This window comes from Brevibacillus ruminantium, assembly GCF_023746555.1.
Taxonomy (GTDB): Bacteria; Bacillota; Bacilli; order Brevibacillales; family Brevibacillaceae; genus Brevibacillus; species Brevibacillus ruminantium.
The window spans coordinates 5,437,675-5,456,737 of the sequence record NZ_CP098755.1; the positions used below are offsets into that span (position 1 = coordinate 5,437,675).

The 19,063-nt window shown below is 51.7% G+C and carries 20 protein-coding genes; 7 read left to right on the forward strand and 13 right to left on the reverse strand.

Going from position 1 to position 19,063, the window contains the following annotated elements:
* Window positions 1-31: 31 nt before the first annotated feature.
* Complete coding sequence (locus NDK47_RS26575) at window positions 32-586, reverse strand: helix-turn-helix domain-containing protein (protein ID WP_251872709.1); 555 nt, start codon at window positions 584-586, stop codon at window positions 32-34.
* 114 nt (window positions 587-700) lie between these two features.
* Between NDK47_RS26575 and NDK47_RS26580 the strand changes: the two genes are divergently transcribed.
* Window positions 701-1,282, forward strand: a complete 582-nt coding sequence (locus tag NDK47_RS26580; RefSeq protein ID WP_251872710.1) for a LysE family translocator — start codon at window positions 701-703, stop codon at window positions 1,280-1,282.
* A gap of 175 nt (window positions 1,283-1,457) precedes the next feature.
* Here NDK47_RS26580 and NDK47_RS26585 read toward each other — a convergent pair whose 3' ends face one another.
* Both NDK47_RS26585 and NDK47_RS26590 read right to left on the reverse strand, forming a co-directional pair.
* A complete protein-coding gene (locus tag NDK47_RS26585; RefSeq protein ID WP_251872711.1) occupies window positions 1,458-3,656 on the reverse strand; it encodes a DNA topoisomerase III in 2,199 nt (732 codons plus the stop codon).
* A 117-nt stretch (window positions 3,657-3,773) separates the two neighbouring features.
* A complete protein-coding gene (locus NDK47_RS26590) occupies window positions 3,774-4,145 on the reverse strand; it encodes a response regulator (protein ID WP_251872712.1) in 372 nt (123 codons plus the stop codon).
* 223 nt (window positions 4,146-4,368) lie between these two features.
* On the opposite strand from NDK47_RS26590, the gene NDK47_RS26595 reads away from it, so the two are divergent.
* The gene (locus NDK47_RS26595; RefSeq protein ID WP_251872713.1) at window positions 4,369-5,130 is read left to right on the forward strand and encodes an IclR family transcriptional regulator; all 762 of its coding nucleotides are present in this window, start codon (window positions 4,369-4,371) and stop codon (window positions 5,128-5,130) included.
* Between the two features lie 107 nt (window positions 5,131-5,237).
* On the opposite strand, the gene NDK47_RS26600 is transcribed toward NDK47_RS26595, so the two are convergent.
* Together NDK47_RS26600 and NDK47_RS26605 are read right to left on the reverse strand one after the other, a co-directional pair.
* On the reverse strand, window positions 5,238-6,065 hold the full coding sequence (locus tag NDK47_RS26600; protein ID WP_305883355.1) for an undecaprenyl-diphosphate phosphatase: 828 nt from the start codon (window positions 6,063-6,065) through the stop codon (window positions 5,238-5,240).
* A 53-nt stretch (window positions 6,066-6,118) separates the two neighbouring features.
* Window positions 6,119-7,702 (reverse strand): bifunctional metallophosphatase/5'-nucleotidase, encoded by a 1,584-nt coding sequence (locus NDK47_RS26605; protein WP_251872714.1) that lies wholly within the window; start codon window positions 7,700-7,702, stop codon window positions 6,119-6,121.
* A gap of 483 nt (window positions 7,703-8,185) precedes the next feature.
* On the opposite strand from NDK47_RS26605, the gene NDK47_RS26610 reads away from it, so the two are divergent.
* From NDK47_RS26610 to NDK47_RS26630, 5 genes are all read left to right on the forward strand, one after another.
* Window positions 8,186-8,854, forward strand: coding sequence for a response regulator transcription factor (locus NDK47_RS26610; RefSeq protein ID WP_305883396.1), 669 nt, complete (start codon window positions 8,186-8,188; stop codon window positions 8,852-8,854).
* 1 nt (window position 8,855) lies between these two features.
* Window positions 8,856-9,788: a sensor histidine kinase gene (locus NDK47_RS26615; RefSeq protein ID WP_251872715.1), complete on the forward strand. Its 933-nt coding sequence runs from the start codon at window positions 8,856-8,858 to the stop codon at window positions 9,786-9,788.
* Window positions 9,789-9,885: 97 nt separating this feature from the next.
* Entirely contained in the window at window positions 9,886-10,833 is a 948-nt protein-coding gene (locus tag NDK47_RS26620; protein WP_251872716.1) for an ABC transporter ATP-binding protein, read from the forward strand.
* Window positions 10,834-10,844: 11 nt separating this feature from the next.
* Window positions 10,845-11,537 carry an ABC transporter permease gene (locus tag NDK47_RS26625; protein WP_251872717.1) on the forward strand — a complete coding sequence of 231 codons (693 nt, stop codon included), beginning with the start codon at window positions 10,845-10,847 and terminating at the stop codon, window positions 11,535-11,537.
* Between the two features lie 45 nt (window positions 11,538-11,582).
* Window positions 11,583-11,741: a hypothetical protein gene (locus NDK47_RS26630; RefSeq protein WP_251872718.1), complete on the forward strand. Its 159-nt coding sequence runs from the start codon at window positions 11,583-11,585 to the stop codon at window positions 11,739-11,741.
* Window positions 11,742-11,814: 73 nt separating this feature from the next.
* On the opposite strand, the gene NDK47_RS26635 is transcribed toward NDK47_RS26630, so the two are convergent.
* From NDK47_RS26635 to NDK47_RS26670, 8 genes are all read right to left on the reverse strand, one after another.
* Entirely contained in the window at window positions 11,815-13,257 is a 1,443-nt protein-coding gene (locus NDK47_RS26635; RefSeq protein ID WP_251872719.1) for an NAD-dependent succinate-semialdehyde dehydrogenase, read from the reverse strand.
* Window positions 13,258-13,272: 15 nt separating this feature from the next.
* Entirely contained in the window at window positions 13,273-13,776 is a 504-nt protein-coding gene (paaD, locus tag NDK47_RS26640; RefSeq protein ID WP_251872720.1) for a 1,2-phenylacetyl-CoA epoxidase subunit PaaD, read from the reverse strand.
* 14 nt (window positions 13,777-13,790) lie between these two features.
* Window positions 13,791-14,624 carry a 1,2-phenylacetyl-CoA epoxidase subunit PaaC gene (gene paaC / locus NDK47_RS26645; RefSeq protein WP_251872721.1) on the reverse strand — a complete coding sequence of 278 codons (834 nt, stop codon included), beginning with the start codon at window positions 14,622-14,624 and terminating at the stop codon, window positions 13,791-13,793.
* Window positions 14,625-14,642: 18 nt separating this feature from the next.
* The gene (gene paaB, locus NDK47_RS26650) at window positions 14,643-14,990 is read right to left on the reverse strand and encodes a 1,2-phenylacetyl-CoA epoxidase subunit PaaB (RefSeq protein ID WP_251872722.1); all 348 of its coding nucleotides are present in this window, start codon (window positions 14,988-14,990) and stop codon (window positions 14,643-14,645) included.
* Window positions 14,991-14,999: 9 nt separating this feature from the next.
* On the reverse strand, window positions 15,000-15,968 hold the full coding sequence (gene paaA / locus NDK47_RS26655; protein ID WP_251872723.1) for a 1,2-phenylacetyl-CoA epoxidase subunit PaaA: 969 nt from the start codon (window positions 15,966-15,968) through the stop codon (window positions 15,000-15,002).
* Between the two features lie 125 nt (window positions 15,969-16,093).
* Window positions 16,094-16,921 carry a methyl-accepting chemotaxis protein gene (locus NDK47_RS26660; protein ID WP_251872724.1) on the reverse strand — a complete coding sequence of 276 codons (828 nt, stop codon included), beginning with the start codon at window positions 16,919-16,921 and terminating at the stop codon, window positions 16,094-16,096.
* A 113-nt stretch (window positions 16,922-17,034) separates the two neighbouring features.
* Window positions 17,035-18,267, reverse strand: coding sequence for an ABC transporter substrate-binding protein (locus tag NDK47_RS26665; RefSeq protein ID WP_251872725.1), 1,233 nt, complete (start codon window positions 18,265-18,267; stop codon window positions 17,035-17,037).
* Window positions 18,268-18,304: 37 nt separating this feature from the next.
* Complete coding sequence (locus tag NDK47_RS26670) at window positions 18,305-19,048, reverse strand: ABC transporter ATP-binding protein (RefSeq protein ID WP_251872726.1); 744 nt, start codon at window positions 19,046-19,048, stop codon at window positions 18,305-18,307.
* Window positions 19,049-19,063 lie beyond the last annotated feature (15 nt).

The following is a 19,063-nucleotide window of genomic DNA, read 5'->3' on the forward strand; positions in this document are numbered from 1 at the left end:
GAGGCCACTTGCGTTCTCCAAATGGTACCTGTTAATCAGGATAGGAGATGACCATGCATAGTCGAGTAACGAGGTCACCTCCATTGTGATACACATGTTGCCGATCGGCCTTGAATCGGATCGACTCGCCACTTTTGATACGATATTCCTCTTGATTCAAACGGATCGTCAGTTCTCCTTCATATACCGTAATGAATTCCTCCGTGCCCTCGCGATGCGGTTCTGCGCTCACATATCCCCCGCTGTCAATCTCCACGGAATACATTTCAAACTGCCTGTTGTCCTCAAAAGGAAAAAAGGGATAGACTCTGTATTTTCCATCGTCTTGTTGCAGCATTTGAATCTCGCTTTTCGTAACGACACGGGTATCGGGCTGTGGATGGCTGATCAGCGCAGTAAACGAGATTTTTAAGCCATTCGCGATTTTCCAGACTGTTTGAATCGTTGGATTGGATTCTCCTCGTTCAATTTGGCCAAGCATCGTTTTGCTTACCCCTGTCATCTCGGCAACCTTGTCCAAACTGAGCTTCTTGCTCGTCCGCAAGGTCTTTAGGTTCTCCGCAAGCACAACATTAATATTGTCCATACAGCTACACATCCCCCAATTGTGCGTTATAGCGATCATATTGTATAATCATAGCGAACAGACGTTAAAACGTACGCTTCCGACATTATAACATACAAAGGAGTTGGCTTTCACATGCAGTGGGTACCGTTTTTGCTATACGTTTTTGTCACGTCGTTTACACCTGGTCCGAATAATTTTATATCCATGACTTCTGCAGCCAAGGTGGGTTTCAGGAAAACACTCTGGTTTATTCTCGGTGTAACGACCGGGACCACAGTCATTGCCCTTATGAGCAGTTATTTTCATCTTCTGCTGTCTGGCTTCCTCCCCAAAATGAAGACAGCAATGAGCATTTTGGGAGCGCTCTATCTGGTGTATCTCGCCGTGAAAATCATGACCAGTCGGTCTGAAAAGAACGATCTTCACGAGGAGAAGACTTATTCCTTTTTTACTGGATTCCTTTTACAATTTATCAACCCAAAAGCGATTCTCTACGGGATCACCGCGATATCCAGTTTTGTTATCCCTTTCTACCAATCTCAGATCAGCTTGATCTTCTTTTCGTTCTTTCTCGGGTTTGTCGGCTTTCTGAGCACCTCTAGCTGGGCCAGCTTTGGAGCCCTGTTTCACACATGGATATCCAAGCATGAGAGAGTATTCAATATCGGAATGGGAGTGCTATTGCTGTACAGTGCTGTTTTCATCTTTATCTAATTAGAAAAAACTTGGCTTATCGCCAAGTCAAATAGCGAAAGCCTTAGTTTTTCTTATACTTTCACCCTTTATCGCTTTAGCAAAATTAAATTTTCCGAAAGTATAAACAAAAAAGCCCTTCATCTCCCTGTACATCGGAGACGAAAGGCTTTCTGATACCCGTATTCGCACGGGATTACTGATCCAGCTTCAACTTGGCAAGCGCATCTTTAAGCGCTGTATTCACCATGGCATCATCGTCGTTGCTCTGCTCCCGCAGAAAGCGAGATACCTCTTTCTTCGACATCTTGGTGTTTTTCTCACGGCTTCTGCGCTCGTTGAAGGTAGACAGCTTTTCCCGATGACCGCAGACGCAGACAAAGGTTTGCCCTTCGCCCTCGCCTCGCAGCTCCAGCCTTTTGTGGCACTGTGGACATCTGGCATTGGTCACCTTGGCGATGTTTTTCCGATACCCGCACTCCCGATCCTGACAGACCATCATTTTCCCTTTTTTCCCGTTGACCTCCAGCAAAAACTTGCCGCATTCCGGGCATTTGGTTCGGGTCAGATTATCGTGCCGGAACTTTTTCTCGCTGTTTTTGATTTCCTGCACCACGGATTTGGCATACCCTTTCATCTCGCCGATAAAGGCTTGCTTGTTCAGCTTTCCTTTGGCGATGGCAGCCAGCTTTTGTTCCCACTGGGCGGTCAGTGTGGGAGATTGCAGCTCATCAGGAACCAGCTCCAGCAGTTGTTTTCCTTTTGAGGTGACATGGATGTGCTTTCCTCTTTTTTCGATCAGAAACGTGTTAAACAGCTTGTCGATCACATCCGCCCGCGTCGCTACCGTGCCCAGGCCGCCTGTTTCGCCAATGGTTTGAATCAGCTCTTTCTTTTCATTGGCCATGTACCGGGCCGGATTCTCCATGGCAGACAGCAGCGTGGCCTCCGTAAAAGGCTCCGGCGGTTTCGTCTCGCCTGCTGTTTGCGAAAGGGTCGTGATCGGCAACCGATCTCCTTTGGACAGTCTGGGCAGCAGCTGCTCGCCTACTCCCTCTCGGCTGTCTTCTTCCTCCACATCATGATCGTAGACTTCCTTCCAGCCTTGAGCAATGACCCGCTTGCCCCTGGCAATGAACGACTGCTCTCCGATTTTCGCGTAAATGGAGGTCTGCTCATACTCAAACGGCGGAAACAGCACCGCCAGGAAGCGTCTGACCACCAGGTCGAAGATTCTCCGTTCCTTGTCGCTCAAATCACCCAGGAATACAGTTTGTTCCGTGGGGATGATGGCATGGTGATCGGATACCTTGCTGTCATCGACAAAGGACTTGTTTCCTTTGACCGGTGAACGGAGCAATTTCGCCGCAAACGGGGCGTACGGCTTGATCTGGACCGCCTTGATCCGATCGGGCAGCGTCTCCACAATATCGGAGGAGAGATAGCGGGAATCGGTCCGCGGATAGGTCAGCACCTTGTGATTTTCATAGAGACCCTGCATGATGGACAGCGTCTCTTTGGCCGAGTAGCCGAACAGCTTGTTGGCATCGCGCTGCAGCTCCGTCAAATCGTAGAGCTGGGGGGCAAAGCTCTTTTTGTTCGTTTTGGCAATGTCGACGATTTCGGCGTCCTTCCCTTTGAGCGACTTCAGGATCTGATCGCTAGTCTCCCGGGAAAAGGTTTTGATATCCTTGGTCTTCGCGTCCTGCCAGACCAGCTTTAGATTGTTCTTTGCCACGGCTGTGATCCCGTAAAACGGCCGCGGTGTAAACTCCCGGATTTCCTGCTCCCGCCGGGCGATGATCGCCAGGGTCGGCGTCTGCACACGGCCGCAGGAGAGCTGGGCATTGTGCTTGCAGGTGAGCGCGCGCGTCGCGTTAATGCCCACAACCCAATCCGCCTCGGCACGGGCAGCCGCAGAAGCGTACAGCGGCTCGAATTCCTTGCCCTCTTTTAACCGGCGAAAACCGTCCTTGATCGCTTTATCCGTAACAGATGAAATCCAGAGACGCTTGATCGGCTTGTGCACCCGCGCCATCTCGATGATCCATCTGCCGACAAGCTCACCTTCCCGTCCCGCATCGGTAGCGATGACGATCTCCCTGACATCCTTTCGGTTCAGCTGATGCTTCACCGTGTGAAACTGCTTGCTGCTCTCCTTGATCACCACCAGCCGGAAGGAAGACGGCAGGATCGGCAAATCCTCGATTTTCCATGAGCTGAACTGCTCCCCGTATACTTCCGGATCAGCCAGGGTCACCAGATGGCCCAAAGCCCAGGTAACAATATATTTCTCGCCTTCAAAAAAGCCGTTTCCTTTTTTATGACAATGCAAGACTCTCGCGATATCCCGTCCCACAGAAGGCTTTTCAGCCAGTACCAGTGTTTTGCTCATCTTTGACATCCTTTCACGGGGGATGAAAATAAAAAAACCCCTTCTCCCATCATAATCAATTTGACGGGAAATGAACAATGCCGACGGATGAGGACTGGCTGGCCGCTCTCTTCGCCGCTATGTACCCAGCACTTTACGGATCGACCATTCGATCCTTTCCATTTGCAGCGGCTTGGCAATAAAATCCTGCGCTCCTGCGTGAATTGCTTTGATCACCACTTCCCGCTGGGCAACGGCGGAGCAGATGATGATTTTGGCCTCCCGATCAAATTCGATGATTTTCTGAACCGCACTTAAACCGTCCATACCCGGCATCGCTATATCCATCAGCACAAGCTCTGGCCGATACAAGCGATACTTTCTGACGGCGTCTTCCCCGGACATGGCTTCCGCAGCGATCCCAAAGCCCAGAGATTGAATCATATTGCTCATCATATACCTGATTAACACAGCATCGTCAACGATCATAATGCTTTTCCTAGCATTCATAGTACACCCGCCTGCCTGCCTACCTGTCATTCACCTCGCGTGAACAACATGTGTGAAAAATCTCACACCCATTCTATCGTTATGGTCTGAACAATTTCTAAACAAAACGATGATGACCATTTTGCGGACAACAAGAATGCACGCCGCTCCCCAATATTTACAACCCGATTCGCTTCCCTTACCATGAAGAAGGGAACACGGTTCCAAAGAGGGGAGAAAGGCCATGGCAAATGTTCAATCCTTGGAACGTGCGCTTCGTTTGTTGCAGACATTGTCCGACTATCCTGACGGCATGCAGATTACCCGTTTAGCAGAGCAAGCGGGCTTGTCCAAGAGCACCACGCACCGGCTTTTGGCCACTCTGCTGAAAATGAACTACGTCGTCAAAGACGAAGAGTCGGACAAGTACAAGCTCGGCTTTCAATTGATCTATCTGGCCCGCAATATCCTGAGCGGAATGGATGTCATTTCTGTAGCAAAGCCGTATTTGCAAAGATTGTCCGGGGACGTCAATGAGACCGTTCACCTTTGCATGGAAGACCGTCATGAAGTCATCTATGTCGATAAAATAGAGAGTACGCAAACGATCCGCATGTTCTCGCGCATTGGAAGCCGCGCACCGATGTATTGTACGGGTGTGGGCAAAGTGCTTTTGGCGGGCATGAAGCAGGACGCCTATGAGCGGGCTGTTTCTACCTTTGATTTTGTCGCCAAAACGCCTAGAACCATTACGTCCAAAGAAGTGCTGGATGCAGAAATCAAGTTGATCCAAACACAAGGCTTTGCGCTGGACAACATCGAAAACGAGGATGGGATTCGCTGCATCGCCGCTCCTATCTTTGACTATCAGGGCAAGGTAATCGCCAGCTTCAGCATCGCCGGTCCGAGCAGCCGGATCACGATAGAGCGGGTGCAGGATGAGCTGGTCGGGAAAATGAAAGAGACGTCGGCAAGTATTTCGCGGGAATTGGGATACCAAAGCTAAGGCCACATTCGTTTCCCAGCTAAATGCTTCCGACCGATCAAACAAACCCGGAGCCACAGTCGCTCCGGGTTTGTTGCCAGCGGGAAAGCTCTTATTTGCGTCTTTTCCTACATGAACACAAAGTAGATCACAGCAGCCAGAACCAACCGGTAAATCGCAAACGGCACGAGCTTAACGCGGTTGATCAGCTTCAAAAAGAAGCGAATGAAGACCAGGGCAAACACAAAGGCACTGATAAAACCGATGACGAAAAAGGGGACGACATCCATCGTGATGGCATGCCAGCTTTTTAAAAGCGAGAGAAAGCTTGCTCCAGCCATGATCGGAACAGCCATGATAAAGGTAAAGTCAGCAGCTGCCCGGTGACTCATCCCCAGCAAAACCCCGCCAGAGATCGTCGATCCCGATCGTGAAAAACCTGGCCAAAGTGATAAGCATTGGACCAAACCGACCACCAGAGCCTGTTTATAGGTGATCTGATCTACGGTATCAATCTTTGGACGTCCCGGACGGAACCAGTCCGCTACGATCATCAGCAGCGCACCCAGTACAAGACCGATGACAACCGTCTTTGTCGAAAACAGGTGTTCATCAATGTAATCATTAAACAGAACCCCGACGACCCCCGCAGGTATGAGCCCAACCAGAACAGTCAACAAATTGAGACGAGGTCCATCCGTTTCCCGGCCGCGAAGTTTCTTCAAGCCCAGCAAATTCAAGAAGCGATCCCACATCAGAACCACCACTGCCAAAACCGAGCCCAACTGGATCACCACTTTAAAGGTGTTGGCTACCCCTGGCGTAAACATGTTTTGGGTCTGGAACAAAAAATCGTCGACGATAATCATATGGCCGGTCGAGGAGACTGGCGCAAACTCCGTAAGCCCCTCGACAAGACCCAGAACAACCGCTACAAATGCTTCCCACAGATTCAATGGTTTCACTCTCCCATATTTCGAAAACGTTGCCCGTAACTCAGACAGAAAGATTAATTTGCCACAACTTCCCAATTTTCATTCACCTGTGCCTGTATGACTCTTCGCTCCAGGATGTAGGAGGCCAAAAGCTCTGCCACATCGATGGAAATCTCCTTCACCACAGGCTTCTGCCGAAACATGAAGTAATTTCCACCGCCGCCTGCCCGGTAATTGTTCATCACAACCTCGTACTCGGCATCCATCTCCAGCGGCTGCCCATTTCGAGTCAAGCTGACGATCCGCTGACCGACTGGCCTTGCCACGTTGATCCGGTATTCGATTCCCTCCCACATGTCGTAATTGTAATGCTGCGGTTTGGGATGAAGAAAGCGCGGATTGACCACGATTTTACCCGCATCATCGAGCGCGAAATAGTCCGCTGTCTGCTCCAGCGCAGCCCTGATGTCGCTCCCCTTTACCCGCAAGACCGTCAATGTGTTGGGATAGATGTAGTTGCTGACGATATCACGCATGGTGACTTCGGCCGGAAAACCCGGCGAGTGATCGTCAAACAGAGCGGTATTGGAAATCGCGGCCCCGGACACTTCCATCTGCACCCGATTGATAAATTCGACAAAGGCATTGTCTTTCAATCTGGCTGCCATCGGATCAAGCACCCTCATCTCTCCGGTAAAACGGCCAATCGGCTGATCCAGCCAGTGCTGCGTCTGCCATTCGTACTCCTCGGTGAGCGCCAAAAGCTGCGCATCCGCTTCTACTCCTTCCACCGAGAGCAGACTCGCCCGTTTCTCCGCAATCATCCATCCCGCTCCGTCCAGGACTAGCGTCAGCTCTACCTTCCCTAGGATTCTCCCGGCATGACCCGGCTGAATCACACAAACATCCTTTACAGTCCCAGTCAGCGTCCGATGCTGATGACCAGTCAAAAGTACATCGATTCCTTCCACTGCAGTACACAGCTCATACCCCTGGTTTTCGCCGGTCAAAACCTCAGTCGGCTCTCCCGTTTCCAGATCCCTCTCCAATCCGCCGTGATAGGCAACCACAACCACATCTACCTGCTCTTCCTCACGCAAGACCCGAACCCATCTGCGGGCGGTTTCCACCGGATCGAGAAAAGAGATGCCGGTAATATTCTCTTTCTTTTCCCAATTTGGAATGTAGGAAGTCGTCAAACCGAGAATGCCTACTCTCGGCCCCTTCTCAAACTCTTTGATCAGATATGGCTTGCCGAAAAACGGTTCTCCCGCTTCATTCGTCAGATTGGCGCTCAGCCAAGGGAATCGGCTCTCTCCGATCGCCTTTTCCAGAAAGGGCAGGCCGTAGTTGAATTCATGATTTCCAAGGACTGCTGCATCAAAGCCGAGCTCGTTCAGACAGAGGATGAGCGGATGGGCCGCTTCCGGCTTCAGACGTGCGTGATGGTACGTTAGAGGCGAGCCTTGGATCAGATCGCCGTTATCAATCACCAGCAGATGCTCTGCCTGCTTGCGCTCCGCTTTGATGAGCGTCGCCGCCTTGGCAATCCCCAGATCGCTCGGCTCATGGTTGGCGTATGAGTGCGGGTAGATATAGCCGTGCAGATCGCTGGTTTGCAAAATCGTCAATCTCTGTTTGCCTTTCTCTGTAGTCATTTCACTCACTCCCTCATGCCATTTGGATACGTCTGAATCCATGCTGAAATTCAATCATGGAGAGTCCTACCTTTATGAATGATAGAGAGATAAATCATCACAAATTTCGGCAGGAATCGACGCAACCCTTTGTATTTGCGCGATCATTTACATAAATTTCAAGTTGTTCACATTGGCTTAACAAAATTCATCTTTTACTCGCCCATAAAAAAACTCTCCCTGCGAGATGCAGCGAAAGGCATAATTTCATCCCATATGGTCGAGGTGCATTTTTTTCGGGCTCTGGAAAAAAATCGCCTTTGATTTCACAATCGCGGACGTTCCTCCTTTTTTCAAAAAGCGCCTGACCCGTCAGAAAATACCGGAATGGTATATAGTAAGATGATGGGATTTTGCGCCCTGAACAGAATCTGAAAGATCGGTTGGTGAAAAAAATTGAAACAAACCATCCTGCTTATTGAGGATGATCATTCAATCAGTGAAATGATTACGGACTATTTAACCAAAGAAGGATTCCAAATCGTGCAGGCCTTTGATGGAGAGGAAGCCATGCTCACGTTTCGCCAACGCTCCTTTGATGTAATCCTTTTGGACCTGATGCTGCCCAAGCGAAATGGCATGGACCTGTTAAAAATCATAAGAGAAGAGAGCATCGTACCGGTCCTGATTATCTCTGCCAAGGACGGCGATGTAGAGAAGGCGCTGGGCCTCGGGTTTGGGGCCGATGACTATATCGTCAAGCCGTTTTCGATGATTGAGCTGTCAGCGAGAGTGAAGGCCGCCATCCGCAGAGCTACTCAATATACCGCTGACGCTGGCACGGGTACTGGCGAGACTGTTGTACCCCCTTCGGTGATTCGTGTCCATGAGCTGACACTGGATATCGAGAATATTCAGGTCACCAAACAGGGACAGGAGATTAAGCTTACCGCAAAGGAATGGCACATCCTCAAGCTGTTTTTTACGAATCCTAAAAAGGTGTTTACGAAAGAACAAATCTACCGGTCTGTTTGGAACGACGAGTATTACGGCGATGAGAACATTATCAACGTACACATGAGCCGACTGCGAGAAAAAATCGAGGACAATCCTTCCAGCCCCCAATACATCAAAACGCTCTGGGGGATCGGGTACAAGCTGGGGGAATTTTAACATGGTAACTCTGCTTTTGGTGATCGCCATCGCTTCTGTCATCGTCAGCGTCATCCTCTACCAACGAAAGAAGGTGCGGGATCGAAACCTGGGATATATGGCTGAAAAGCTGAATGCACTCGTTACTGACAGCTCGTCCGAGCAGCTTTTGCTCATGACAGATGATCAGCATCTGCAAACGCTGCTGATTGAGATCAACCGTTTGTTGGACGACAATCGAAAGGGGCATGCCCAGTTTTCACGGACCGAGCATTCGATGAAAAAAATGCTGGCCAATATCTCGCATGATCTCAAAACCCCGTTAACGGTTGTTCTCGGTTATATCGAAATGATCCAGAATGATCCCGATGTTCACCCAGAGGAAAGAGACCGGCTGCTCGGCAATATTCATAAAAAAACGCTGGAGATTATCTCCCTGATGAATGCATTTTTTGATCTGGCTAAATTGGAGTCGGGGGATAAAGAAATTCCGCTAGCCAAAGTACAAATCAATGAGATTTGCAGACAAAACATCCTTTCCTTTTATGATTTGATTCAGTCAAAAGGCTGCGAAGCGGTGATCCACATCCCGGACGAGCCTGTTTTTGTCCAGGGAAATGAAGAGGCGCTCACCAGTGTTTTGGACAACCTGATCTCCAACGCGATCCGGTATGGCGGAGATGGAAAAACGATCGGTCTGACATTGTCCTACGATGAGAAAAAGGTCTACATCGAGGTTTGGGACCGCGGAAAAGGGATTCGTGAACCGTATCAGGAGCTTGTATTTGAGCGAATGTTCACGCTGGAGGAATCTCGTAACCGATCTTTTCAAGGCAGCGGCCTGGGTTTGACGATCACGAAAAGACTTGTGGAGGAAATGGGCGGGGAGATTCTGCTCCAGAGCAAGCCGTTTCACAAAACGACGTTTACGGTCCAATTACAGCGCTGGACGTGACCCTGTCACAAACGTAAGGTTTTCGTAAGAATCAAGAAAGTAAAAAGAAACAGTCCATCGCTACAATGAAGACCAGAACAGAAAGGAGGGCGGATGTGTGACTTACATCGTAACCACCAACCGTTTAACCAAATCCTTTGATGGAAAAGAAGTCGTCTCCAACGTCAACATGAAGATTCGAAAAGGGGAGATCTACGGCTTTCTCGGTCCCAACGGCGCCGGGAAAACAACCGTCTTGAAGATGCTCACAAATCTGGTCAAGCCGACGGCTGGAGAAATCCGCATTTTTCAGCAACCGCTGGCCCCGTCTTCGTATGAGCTATTCAAACGGATGGGCAACATGATCGAGTACCCGATCTTTTACGAAAAACTGACAGCCCGGGAGAATCTGGAGCTTCACTGTGTATACATGGGTTATCACGACAAACGGGCGATCGGGGAAGCCCTGGAGATGGTCAACTTGACCAATATCGACAACAAGCCTGTGAAGAACTTTTCACTGGGGATGAAGCAACGGCTTGGTATTGCCAGGGCCCTGGTCACCAAGCCTGAGCTTCTCTTGCTGGATGAACCGATCAATGGTCTCGATCCGGTGGGCATCAAAGAGATGAGAAGCTTATTCCAGGTTTTAAGCAAAGAATACGGCACGACATTGCTGATCTCCAGCCATATTCTGGCGGAAATCGAACAGATCGCCGATACGATTGGCGTGATCAGCAACGGCAGACTGATCGAACAGGTATCCATGGAGAGCATTCGCGGTCAAAATACCGAGTACATCGAACTGGTCACGACGAACCGGAACAAAGCGGTGACAGTTCTCGAATACAATCTCCAGATCAAGAATTTCAAAATCGTGGACGATAATATCATACGTATCTATGAAACGGGTGTGTCTCAATCAGCCATTTCCAAAACATTGATCCTGCATGATGTTGAGGTGGAAGCAATCAATAAAAGGACCACGACTCTGGAGGAATATTTTTTGAGACTCATCCGTGAAGACAACGCAAATACGCAGTTGCTCACATCCCGCTCATACTGAGGTGAAAAATGTTGTTTACATTGATGAAACTGGAATATAAAAAAATGAAATTGCGCTGGTATGTTTCCGGGGCTGTCCTGGCCAATCTGATCATTGTCGGTTTTCTTTGCCTAATAGGGTTTGTTCAAAACCTCGAGGGAGAGATGATCTTTACGGGCTATGAGGAAAGTCTGGTCATTATCGGCGCATTGGTCAGGTCAACCTTTATGATCTTTGCCGCTGTGCTGATCGCCAGGCTCGTTATCGGGGGGTACCGAAATAAAACCATCTTCCTGATGTTTACCTATCCGATCAGTCGAAAAAAGCTCATCGCGGCCAAACTTATGCTCATCGCTGGGCTGACCTTTCTGACGATTTTCCTGTCCAATCTGTTTGTCGCCGCTATGTTTATCAGTCTGAATACCTGGTTTCAGTTTATTCCCGGAGAATTCCCGGCAGATCGAATCGGTGAGCAGGTAGCAAGCATGATTGTCTTTGCCATTGGTGCCGCTGGAACCAGTCTGATTCCGCTCTATTTCGGCATGCGGAAATACTCTGTTCCCGCTACCATTGTTTCCGCTGTATTGATCGTGACACTAACCACTCAGAACAGTCCGGGATTTTCACTGGCTTCCATCGTCTATATTCCGCTTGCTCTGGCTGTTGTAGGCATCTTTATTTCGTATTGGTCCATTCGTCAAGTGGAAGAGGCAGACATTGTCTAGAAAAATCGAGCCGTACACCGGAAAAGAGACGGGAGGCGAACGGTCGTGATGAAGCAGAAAATTTTCGGATGGGGTTTGGCGATTTCTTTGATCTCTTTGGTCATCAATCTGATCTTTTTGGACGTAATCCAGATTTTCGCCTGCGGTGTACTGGCGCTGGTGGCGGGGGTTGGGTACCTGGGCGCGAAAAAAGAGCGTTCATGATAAAAAGCTGACACCTGTTAACGACCAGGCGTCAGCTTTCGATTTTTGAACTTTTATACAATGTCGATCCCTTTTACAGGCCGATGGAGACAAATTTGGTTTCCAGGTATTCATCCATGCCGAAATGTCCGCCTTCGCGGCCGATTCCGCTTTCCTTGAAGCCGCCGAACGGCGCCTGTGTCTGGGTCGGCGAACCGTCGTTGATGCCGACGATGCCGTACTCCAGCTCCTCCGCCATGCGGAAGCAGCGCTGGTTGTCACGGGTGTAGACATAGGCTGCCAGACCGTAGCGCGTGTTGTTTGCCAGCTTCAGCACCTCCGCCTCATCCGTGAAACGAACCATCGGCACGACGGGACCAAAGGTTTCCTCGTAGGAGATTTTCATCTCGTCCGTCACATCGGCGATCACGGTCGGTTCACAGTAGAAGCCTTTGGCGTAATCGCCCTCGGTCAGACGTTTGCCGCCGTAGACCACCTGGCCGCCCTTGCTCCTGGCATCCTCGATATGCTCCAGCACCTTGTTCAGCGCACGCTCATTGACCAGCGGACCAATTTCTGTTCCTTTCTCGCGGCCATCGCCGACCTTGGTCTGCTTCAGACGCTCGACCAGCTTTTCCGTGAAGGCGTCTGCCACTTCCTCATGGACGTAGAGGCGGTTGGTACAGATGCACATTTGACCGGAGTTGCGGAACTTGCTTTCAAACAGACCTTTGACCGCCGCGTCCAGATCGGCATCCGGGAACACGATGAACGGCGCATGACCGCCCAGCTCCATGCTGACGCGCTTCACTTGTTTGGCCGCCCCTTCCATCAGAAGCTTGCCGACACGGGTGGAACCGGTAAAGGCGATTTTGCTCAGCTTCGGATTGTCGATAAACTCCTGGCCGATTGCCTCCGGCTTGCCGATGACGAGGTTGACGACACCTTTGGGGAAACCGGCCTCCTCGATCAGTTCAAACAGGCGAATCGCAGACAACGGCGTGCTTTCCGCCGGCTTCAGCACTACGGTGCAGCCTGCCGCCAGGGCTGGGGCGATTTTGCGTGCGACCATGTTGACCGGGAAGTTCCACGGGGTGATTGCGCCTACCGTGCCTACGGGCTGCTTGAGCACCATAATGCGTTTGTTCGCAAGCGAGGAGGGAATCGTTTCGCCGTATACCCGTTTTGCTTCCTCCGCGTACCAGACGAAGTTATCCGCTGCGCCCAGGACCTCCCCTTTGGCTTCGCCAAGCGGCTTGCCCATCTCTGCCGAGATAATGCCTGCCAGCTCATCGCGGCTTTTTCTCACCAGCTCGGACAGGTTGTACAGGTATTTGGAACGCTCGCGTGCAGTCAGGCGGGACCAGCCTGCAAATGCCTGATGCGCCGCTTCAATCGCTTTGTTGGCATCGCGGTCATCGCCGAAGGCCACGGTCCCCACGACTTCGCCCGTAGCCGGGTTGACGATTTGAACAGTCTCTCCGCTTTCCGCGGATACCCATTCTCCATTGATATACATGTGCTTGCTCTCTCCCATGTACGCTCGCTCCTCTCAATCATGTGAATAGATCGGTTTCAAAGCTTCAAACGGATTTTTGCAGTGCCGGCAGTACAAAATGCTGCGGCAAGCTGCCGGTCCAAACAGGTTCTCCAGCTGTGTATACGGTGAATCGCAGTAGGGACAGCTCACTTCCCACGGATCGCCCGGCTTGAAATCAAGCGGCGGAGGGGCGATGCCGAAGCTGCGCAGTTTATCCCGGGCGTCCATCGCGATGCGATCCGAAGTCCACGGGGGATCGTAGACGAAGTGAACCTGCACGTCGCGGATGCCCTCTGCTTCCGCCAGTTTTTCCGTGATGTTCTTCTTCATGATTTCCAGGGCAGGGCAGCCGACAAAGGTGGGCAGCACCTCGATGCGCGCTGCTCCCTCTTCCACCCGAACGTCGTGAATCATGCCCATCTCTACCATGCTGATCACCGGAATTTCCGGATCTTTGACTTCCTGCAGCAGTTCCCAGCATGCCGCTTCCAGCCCTTCATTTCTTACCTGCGTCATGCGGATCACCCCTTTTACCAGCTTGCAGCCGGATCGATGCGGTACACTTCAGACAAGGTTGCGAGCGCGATGGCCAAGTCAGCGGTATGCTCTCCGCTCCGGCCCTTTTCTTGCGGTTTGCCAGGTTCGCCCGGCCATTTCAGCCCGGCTCCCTCAAAGACTTCTTTTGTTTTGTTCAGCCACTTTTGCTTGAGCAGCTCTTCGCCGGTGATCAGACCGAAGCGAACGATATTTGCCGCATGGGGTCCAAGCTCATACAGCTCGCCTGCATCCTCCCATACTTTTGTGATCGCGGCCTCCAGCTTTTGCCGAGCCTCTGCTGTGCTGTTCGCAAGCTGCTTCAGCCATACCTGCCAATGCATCAGATGGTAGCGGTGCTCGGTCAGCATCTTGCGGCTGACCAGCCCGAGCGGTGCGTACGAGGAATCCCGCAGCGCCTCCAGCCGCACCAGCTTATGAAGTCCGTACACATAGCTCCGGACGATTGCGTATGCCCAGTCGTAATGCGGATCGTCGTTGTAGTCTCCGGTTCCGTTTTTGCGCTCGACCAAAATGGCGTTGCGGAACTCGCCTGCTTCACGCAGCTGGGCGAGATCATCGGCTTTGCCCGAGCCCAGTTCTTCCAGCATTTCATAGAACATCACCGCATGTCCCATCATGTCCTGTGACATGGAGGAAAAGGCAACATCTTCTTCAATATGCGGCGCCAGGCCGAGCCATTCCGATCCCCGGTACGCCAGAATAAAATCATCGTCGGCAAGCTGGAACAGGAGATCAGTCAAGGCTTGCGCGTATTCCTGGTTTTGTTTTGCTTGTTCAACTGTTTCTACACGAGTTTGGTCGCCCATGTGATTGCCTCCTCCTTTTCAACTGCCGTTGCTTGCCTGTTTCTGTTTTTCATCGTACTGTTCTTTGTGGTAGCGCCATCTGGCCTGCAAATCGCCATAGCCTTTTGTCTCCCGATAGCTCTTGTTGTCGAGGCGCTCCAGCAGCGGACGCTCCTCAGGAGCCAGACCGTGAATGTCATCCCGCTTTACGACCCAGAGGTTGAAGCAGGGCTCGCGGCGCAGGAAGTTGTCCCGCGCCATGGTCAATGCTACCTCGGCGTTCGGCGCAAGCAGGCTGAACTGATGGACAAACGCGCTGCTTACGTTTTTCTGGCTGAATACCTCATAGATGAAAAAATTCTCATTTGCATTCGTTTTCGCACTCATTTCATTCACCTACCCTGCCTGGCGGCCGAACGACAAGATTGCGTCCCGCACCCATTTGGATTCTTCGTAAGACATGGACCGCAGATTCAGGCGATGGGCCGAGCGCGGACCGTTGCCTTTGACGATCTGCTTGAATTCCTCCCAATCCGGCTGCTGATAGACCCATTCATCTTTCGCCTCATCATAATGGATGGTTTCATCCGGGAGAGTAAACCCGAGGTGGAAAATCCGCGGGACGTATTTTTTCAGGAATGCCTGGCGCAGCTCTTCATTGGTCTGTGTGCGAATCTTGTAGCGCATGTTCTGTTCCTGGTTGCTGGTAATTTTGCCGTTGTCCGGCGGTCCGAAGAACATCAACAGAGAAGGCCACCAGCGCGTGATCGCTTCCTGAAGCATTTGACGCTGTTCCACTGTCCCCTCTGCCAGCTCCAGCACAATGCTTTCCCCATGCTGTGCATGGAACTTCTCTTCCGCGCAGATACGGTGCAGGGCACGTGCATACGGCGCGTAAGAGGAATCGAGCGACATTGTTTGGGTAATAATCGCGGCCCCGTCAACCAGCCAGCCGATGACTCCGGCATCTGCCCAGGTTGGCGCTTCCATATGGAAGACGTTGTGAAATTTCAGCCGTCCGGCAAACAGATCCTGCATCAAATCCTCACGCGTCTTGCCGAGAGGAGCCATCAAGTCTTCCGCTACCCGCAGGAGAAGCTGTCCGTGCCCCATCTCATCCTGCACCTTGGCCATGATCGCCAGCTTGCGGCGCAGCGTTGGCGCTTTCGGTACCCATTCCTTCTCCGGCAGCGCGCCCATGATTTCACTGATGCCGTGCATCGAGATCAGCTTGATCAACTGGTTGCGGTAATCATCCGGCATCCAGTCATCCGCCTCAATCTTCTCTCCGGCATCGATTCGCGCTAAAAACGCTTCCAATTTTTCTTCTTCGGTCAGATTCGAACGATCCATCTGTACTTGCATGGAGAAAGCCCTCCTTTTTATGCCGATTTCATTATGATTTTTTTATAGTACGTTTTTATAACGTTATAATAACATATCGTCATACGTTTTCGCAATAGGCGCAACATTCATACATGTATTTGGAATTATTCTTCCCGGCTTGCTGCCGCGGCCGCCTGCTTCAGCTGGTCAGCCATCGTGCGCAAGCGCTGCATGACGGCAGACAGCTCCTGTATCCGCGTGGATTGGTGAATACTGTGGTTCAGTGTCTTTTCCATTTCTTTTGAAACCAGATTGACCAATTCGTTCATCTCATCGAGTATGCCAAAAATGCTTTTGGCAGACTGCGCCGTCGTCTGTGATAAATGCCGGATCTCTTCTGCTACAACCGAAAAGCCCCGTCCCGCTGCACCCGCCCTCGCTGCCTCCAGCACTGCGTTTAACCCAAGCACATTGGAACGAGTGGAAATCGTGCGGATCAGATCGTTGATTTGCGAGGTTTCCACGATTTTGTTCTCCATCTGGACCGCCGCATCGCTGAGCGTATGACTGGCCTGTGCCAGATCGTCCGCTTCCCTGGCCAGACTTTCCGTATGAAGGGCAATCTCCTCCAGGGCATTTGTCAGATTCTCTGCCAGCTCGCGCAATCGATCCTCCTGATCCGTCGTCACACCGGTGGCCAGGCAGCCGACTACCTGACCGTTCTCGATGATGGGGTAACCTACAGCTACATAGGGGATACCGTAAATCTCTTTGCTGATTTTGCGCACGACTCGCCGCTGCTCTGCTATGGCCGTTGCATTGATGCTGCCCGGGCGAAGCGGGTCTCCCACCTTGATCCCCAGATTGAGTCCCGGGGCCGGATAATACGCCAAAAACTTTTCCCTGTCCGTCACGCCGACCATGCAGTCAAACAAAAACGCCTTCTGCAGAATCGGAGCTACGGTAAGAACACTGCTCAGCAATTGAGACATGCTCGTAACCTCCTCAACATCTGGTGACGAAAACGGCTATTCCCTCCGCATCCATCCTTTCGCGGAAAGAACAGCCGTATGACCGTATCGGTTGCAGTCTTTAACGTTGCCGATTATTTGATAATCTGGTATTGGCCATCCTTCACCTCGACCATGATCATGCTGTCCTCGGTAAGACCGTTGTGATCCTCAGCAGAGAAGGAAAACTCCCCGGTAACCCCTACGTATTTTACCTTTTCCAGCACTTCGCCCAGCTTGGATGCATCGCCGCCTGCCTGCTTCAGCCCTTCTACCAACAGGTTGAGTCCGTCGTAGCCATATCCGGCAAAGCCGTCCGGCTCGGCATTGTACGCCGCTTGATAGCCATCTGCAAACTTTTTGATAATCGTGGCTTGCGGGTCGCTGCCATCCACCTGGTCCGGCACCAGCAGTTTTCCTGCTACCATCAGAACGCCTTCTGCCGAATCGCCAGCCAGCTCCAGGAACTTGCTGTTGGCAGAACCGTGGCTGCTAATGATCGGTATCGTCAGGTTCAACTGTTTCACTTCCTTTACAATCGTCGCCGGACCCGGGTTGGTTCCCGCTACGATCAGCGCTTGCGCATCCGTTCCCTTGATTTTGGTCAACTGGGAGCTCATGGAAGGATCTTTGGTTCCGTATTTCTCTTCCGCTACGATGGTGATGCCATATTCAGGCGCATATTTTTGCAGCTGCGCCGTCCAGCCGCTGCCGTACGGGTTGCTGTCGTTCAGCGTGGCGATTTTTGTGATCCCTTTTTCTTGCAAATATTTAAAGATGCGCTTGGTCCCGTGAACGTCGGTATGCGGAGTCTTGAAGATGCCTGCGCGTACGGGATTGGTGATTTGATCCGCCGCAGCCATGGAGATCATCGGCAGTTTTTCGGCGGCTGCAAATTCAGCCATGCCCAGGGAAGGACCGCTGCCGGAGGAACCCAGCACCGCTACTACCTTTTCTTTGGAAACCAGCTTTTTGATCGCTTTTACCGCTTCCGTGTTGTCAGATTTATCGTCCTCAAAGACGACCTCCAGCGGATGCCCATCCACTCCGCCTGCCGCATTCAGCTCTTTTACCAGCATTTCAACCGCCTGCTTTTCCGGTACGCCAAGCGGGCTGTTCGGACCAGTCAGAGAAAAAATAGCTCCCACTTTGATCGGGTCCTTGCTGGCTTCTCCCGCTGCTGCGGTTTGCCCGGCCCCAGCCCCTGTCCCTGTGCCTGCTGCTCCTGTTTCTGCGGCCGGCTTTGCTCCCCCGCCACAGGCACTGAGCAGGACGAGAGATGCGACTGCCAGTGGAAACAGCCATTTGGTCATCTTTCTTTTTTGCATGGTTACTCCCCCTTGATTGTTGGCTTTCTTTTATGGGTCAAACCGCTTCATGGGCATGGCCCAAATAGGCGGATTGCACACGTGGATCGTTTTTGATCTGTTCAGCCGTCCCTTCCAGCATCACAGTCCCGGTCGAGAGGACATACGCCCGGTCGGAGACAGCCAGTGCGGCGCGGGCGTTCTGCTCTACGAGGAGAACCGTCGTCCCCCACTGATCGCGGATCTCCTGCACGATTTGCAGGATTTCTTTGGCAATCAGCGGCGCCAGTCCCAGCGAAGGCTCATCCAAAAGCAGGAGCTGCGGCCGTGAGAGAAGCGCCCGCCCGATCGCGAGCATCTGCTGCTGTCCGCCCGAGAGCGTCCCGCCAAGCTGCCATTTGCGCTCCGCCAAAATCGGAAAACGTTGGTACACGGTATCCATTTCCTTGAGAATCTCTTTTTTGCTGGTTTTGGGCATCCGGTGCGATGCACCCAGCCAGAGATTGTCCTCTACGGTCAACGTGGAAAAAATCTGCCGGCGCTCCGGTACATGTGCCATGCCTCGGCCTACGACCAGCTCGGCGGGGATTCGCGTGATCTCCTCACCGCGAAACCGAACCTTTCCCTCTTTTGCGCTATGCAGACCGCAGATACAGTTCAACAGCGTGGTTTTGCCAGCACCATTCGACCCGAGCAGGGAGACGATTTCTCCCTCGTTTACCTGCAGATCGATGCCGTGCAGCACTTCCACAGGCCCGTAGCGTGCGATCATATTTTCCACCTGTAAAATGGCTTTCTCCATCTCGTCACCCCCACT

Coding starts and splice junctions, on each gene's coding strand:
- NDK47_RS26575 (WP_251872709.1), bottom strand. CDS start 586: ATGGACAATATTAATGTTGTGCTTGCGGAGAACCTAAAGACCTTGCGG.
- NDK47_RS26580 (WP_251872710.1), top strand. CDS start 701: ATGCAGTGGGTACCGTTTTTGCTATACGTTTTTGTCACGTCGTTTACA.
- NDK47_RS26585 (WP_251872711.1), bottom strand. CDS start 3,656: ATGAGCAAAACACTGGTACTGGCTGAAAAGCCTTCTGTGGGACGGGAT.
- NDK47_RS26590 (WP_251872712.1), bottom strand. CDS start 4,145: ATGAATGCTAGGAAAAGCATTATGATCGTTGACGATGCTGTGTTAATC.
- NDK47_RS26595 (WP_251872713.1), top strand. CDS start 4,369: ATGGCAAATGTTCAATCCTTGGAACGTGCGCTTCGTTTGTTGCAGACA.
- NDK47_RS26605 (WP_251872714.1), bottom strand. CDS start 7,702: ATGACTACAGAGAAAGGCAAACAGAGATTGACGATTTTGCAAACCAGC.
- NDK47_RS26610 (WP_305883396.1), top strand. CDS start 8,186: ATGATTACGGACTATTTAACCAAAGAAGGATTCCAAATCGTGCAGGCC.
- NDK47_RS26615 (WP_251872715.1), top strand. CDS start 8,856: ATGGTAACTCTGCTTTTGGTGATCGCCATCGCTTCTGTCATCGTCAGC.
- NDK47_RS26635 (WP_251872719.1), bottom strand. CDS start 13,257: ATGGGAGAGAGCAAGCACATGTATATCAATGGAGAATGGGTATCCGCG.
- paaD (WP_251872720.1), bottom strand. CDS start 13,776: ATGACGCAGGTAAGAAATGAAGGGCTGGAAGCGGCATGCTGGGAACTG.
- paaC (WP_251872721.1), bottom strand. CDS start 14,624: ATGGGCGACCAAACTCGTGTAGAAACAGTTGAACAAGCAAAACAAAAC.
- paaB (WP_251872722.1), bottom strand. CDS start 14,990: ATGAGTGCGAAAACGAATGCAAATGAGAATTTTTTCATCTATGAGGTA.
- paaA (WP_251872723.1), bottom strand. CDS start 15,968: ATGCAAGTACAGATGGATCGTTCGAATCTGACCGAAGAAGAAAAATTG.
- NDK47_RS26660 (WP_251872724.1), bottom strand. CDS start 16,921: ATGTCTCAATTGCTGAGCAGTGTTCTTACCGTAGCTCCGATTCTGCAG.
- NDK47_RS26665 (WP_251872725.1), bottom strand. CDS start 18,267: ATGCAAAAAAGAAAGATGACCAAATGGCTGTTTCCACTGGCAGTCGCA.
- NDK47_RS26670 (WP_251872726.1), bottom strand. CDS start 19,048: ATGGAGAAAGCCATTTTACAGGTGGAAAATATGATCGCACGCTACGGG.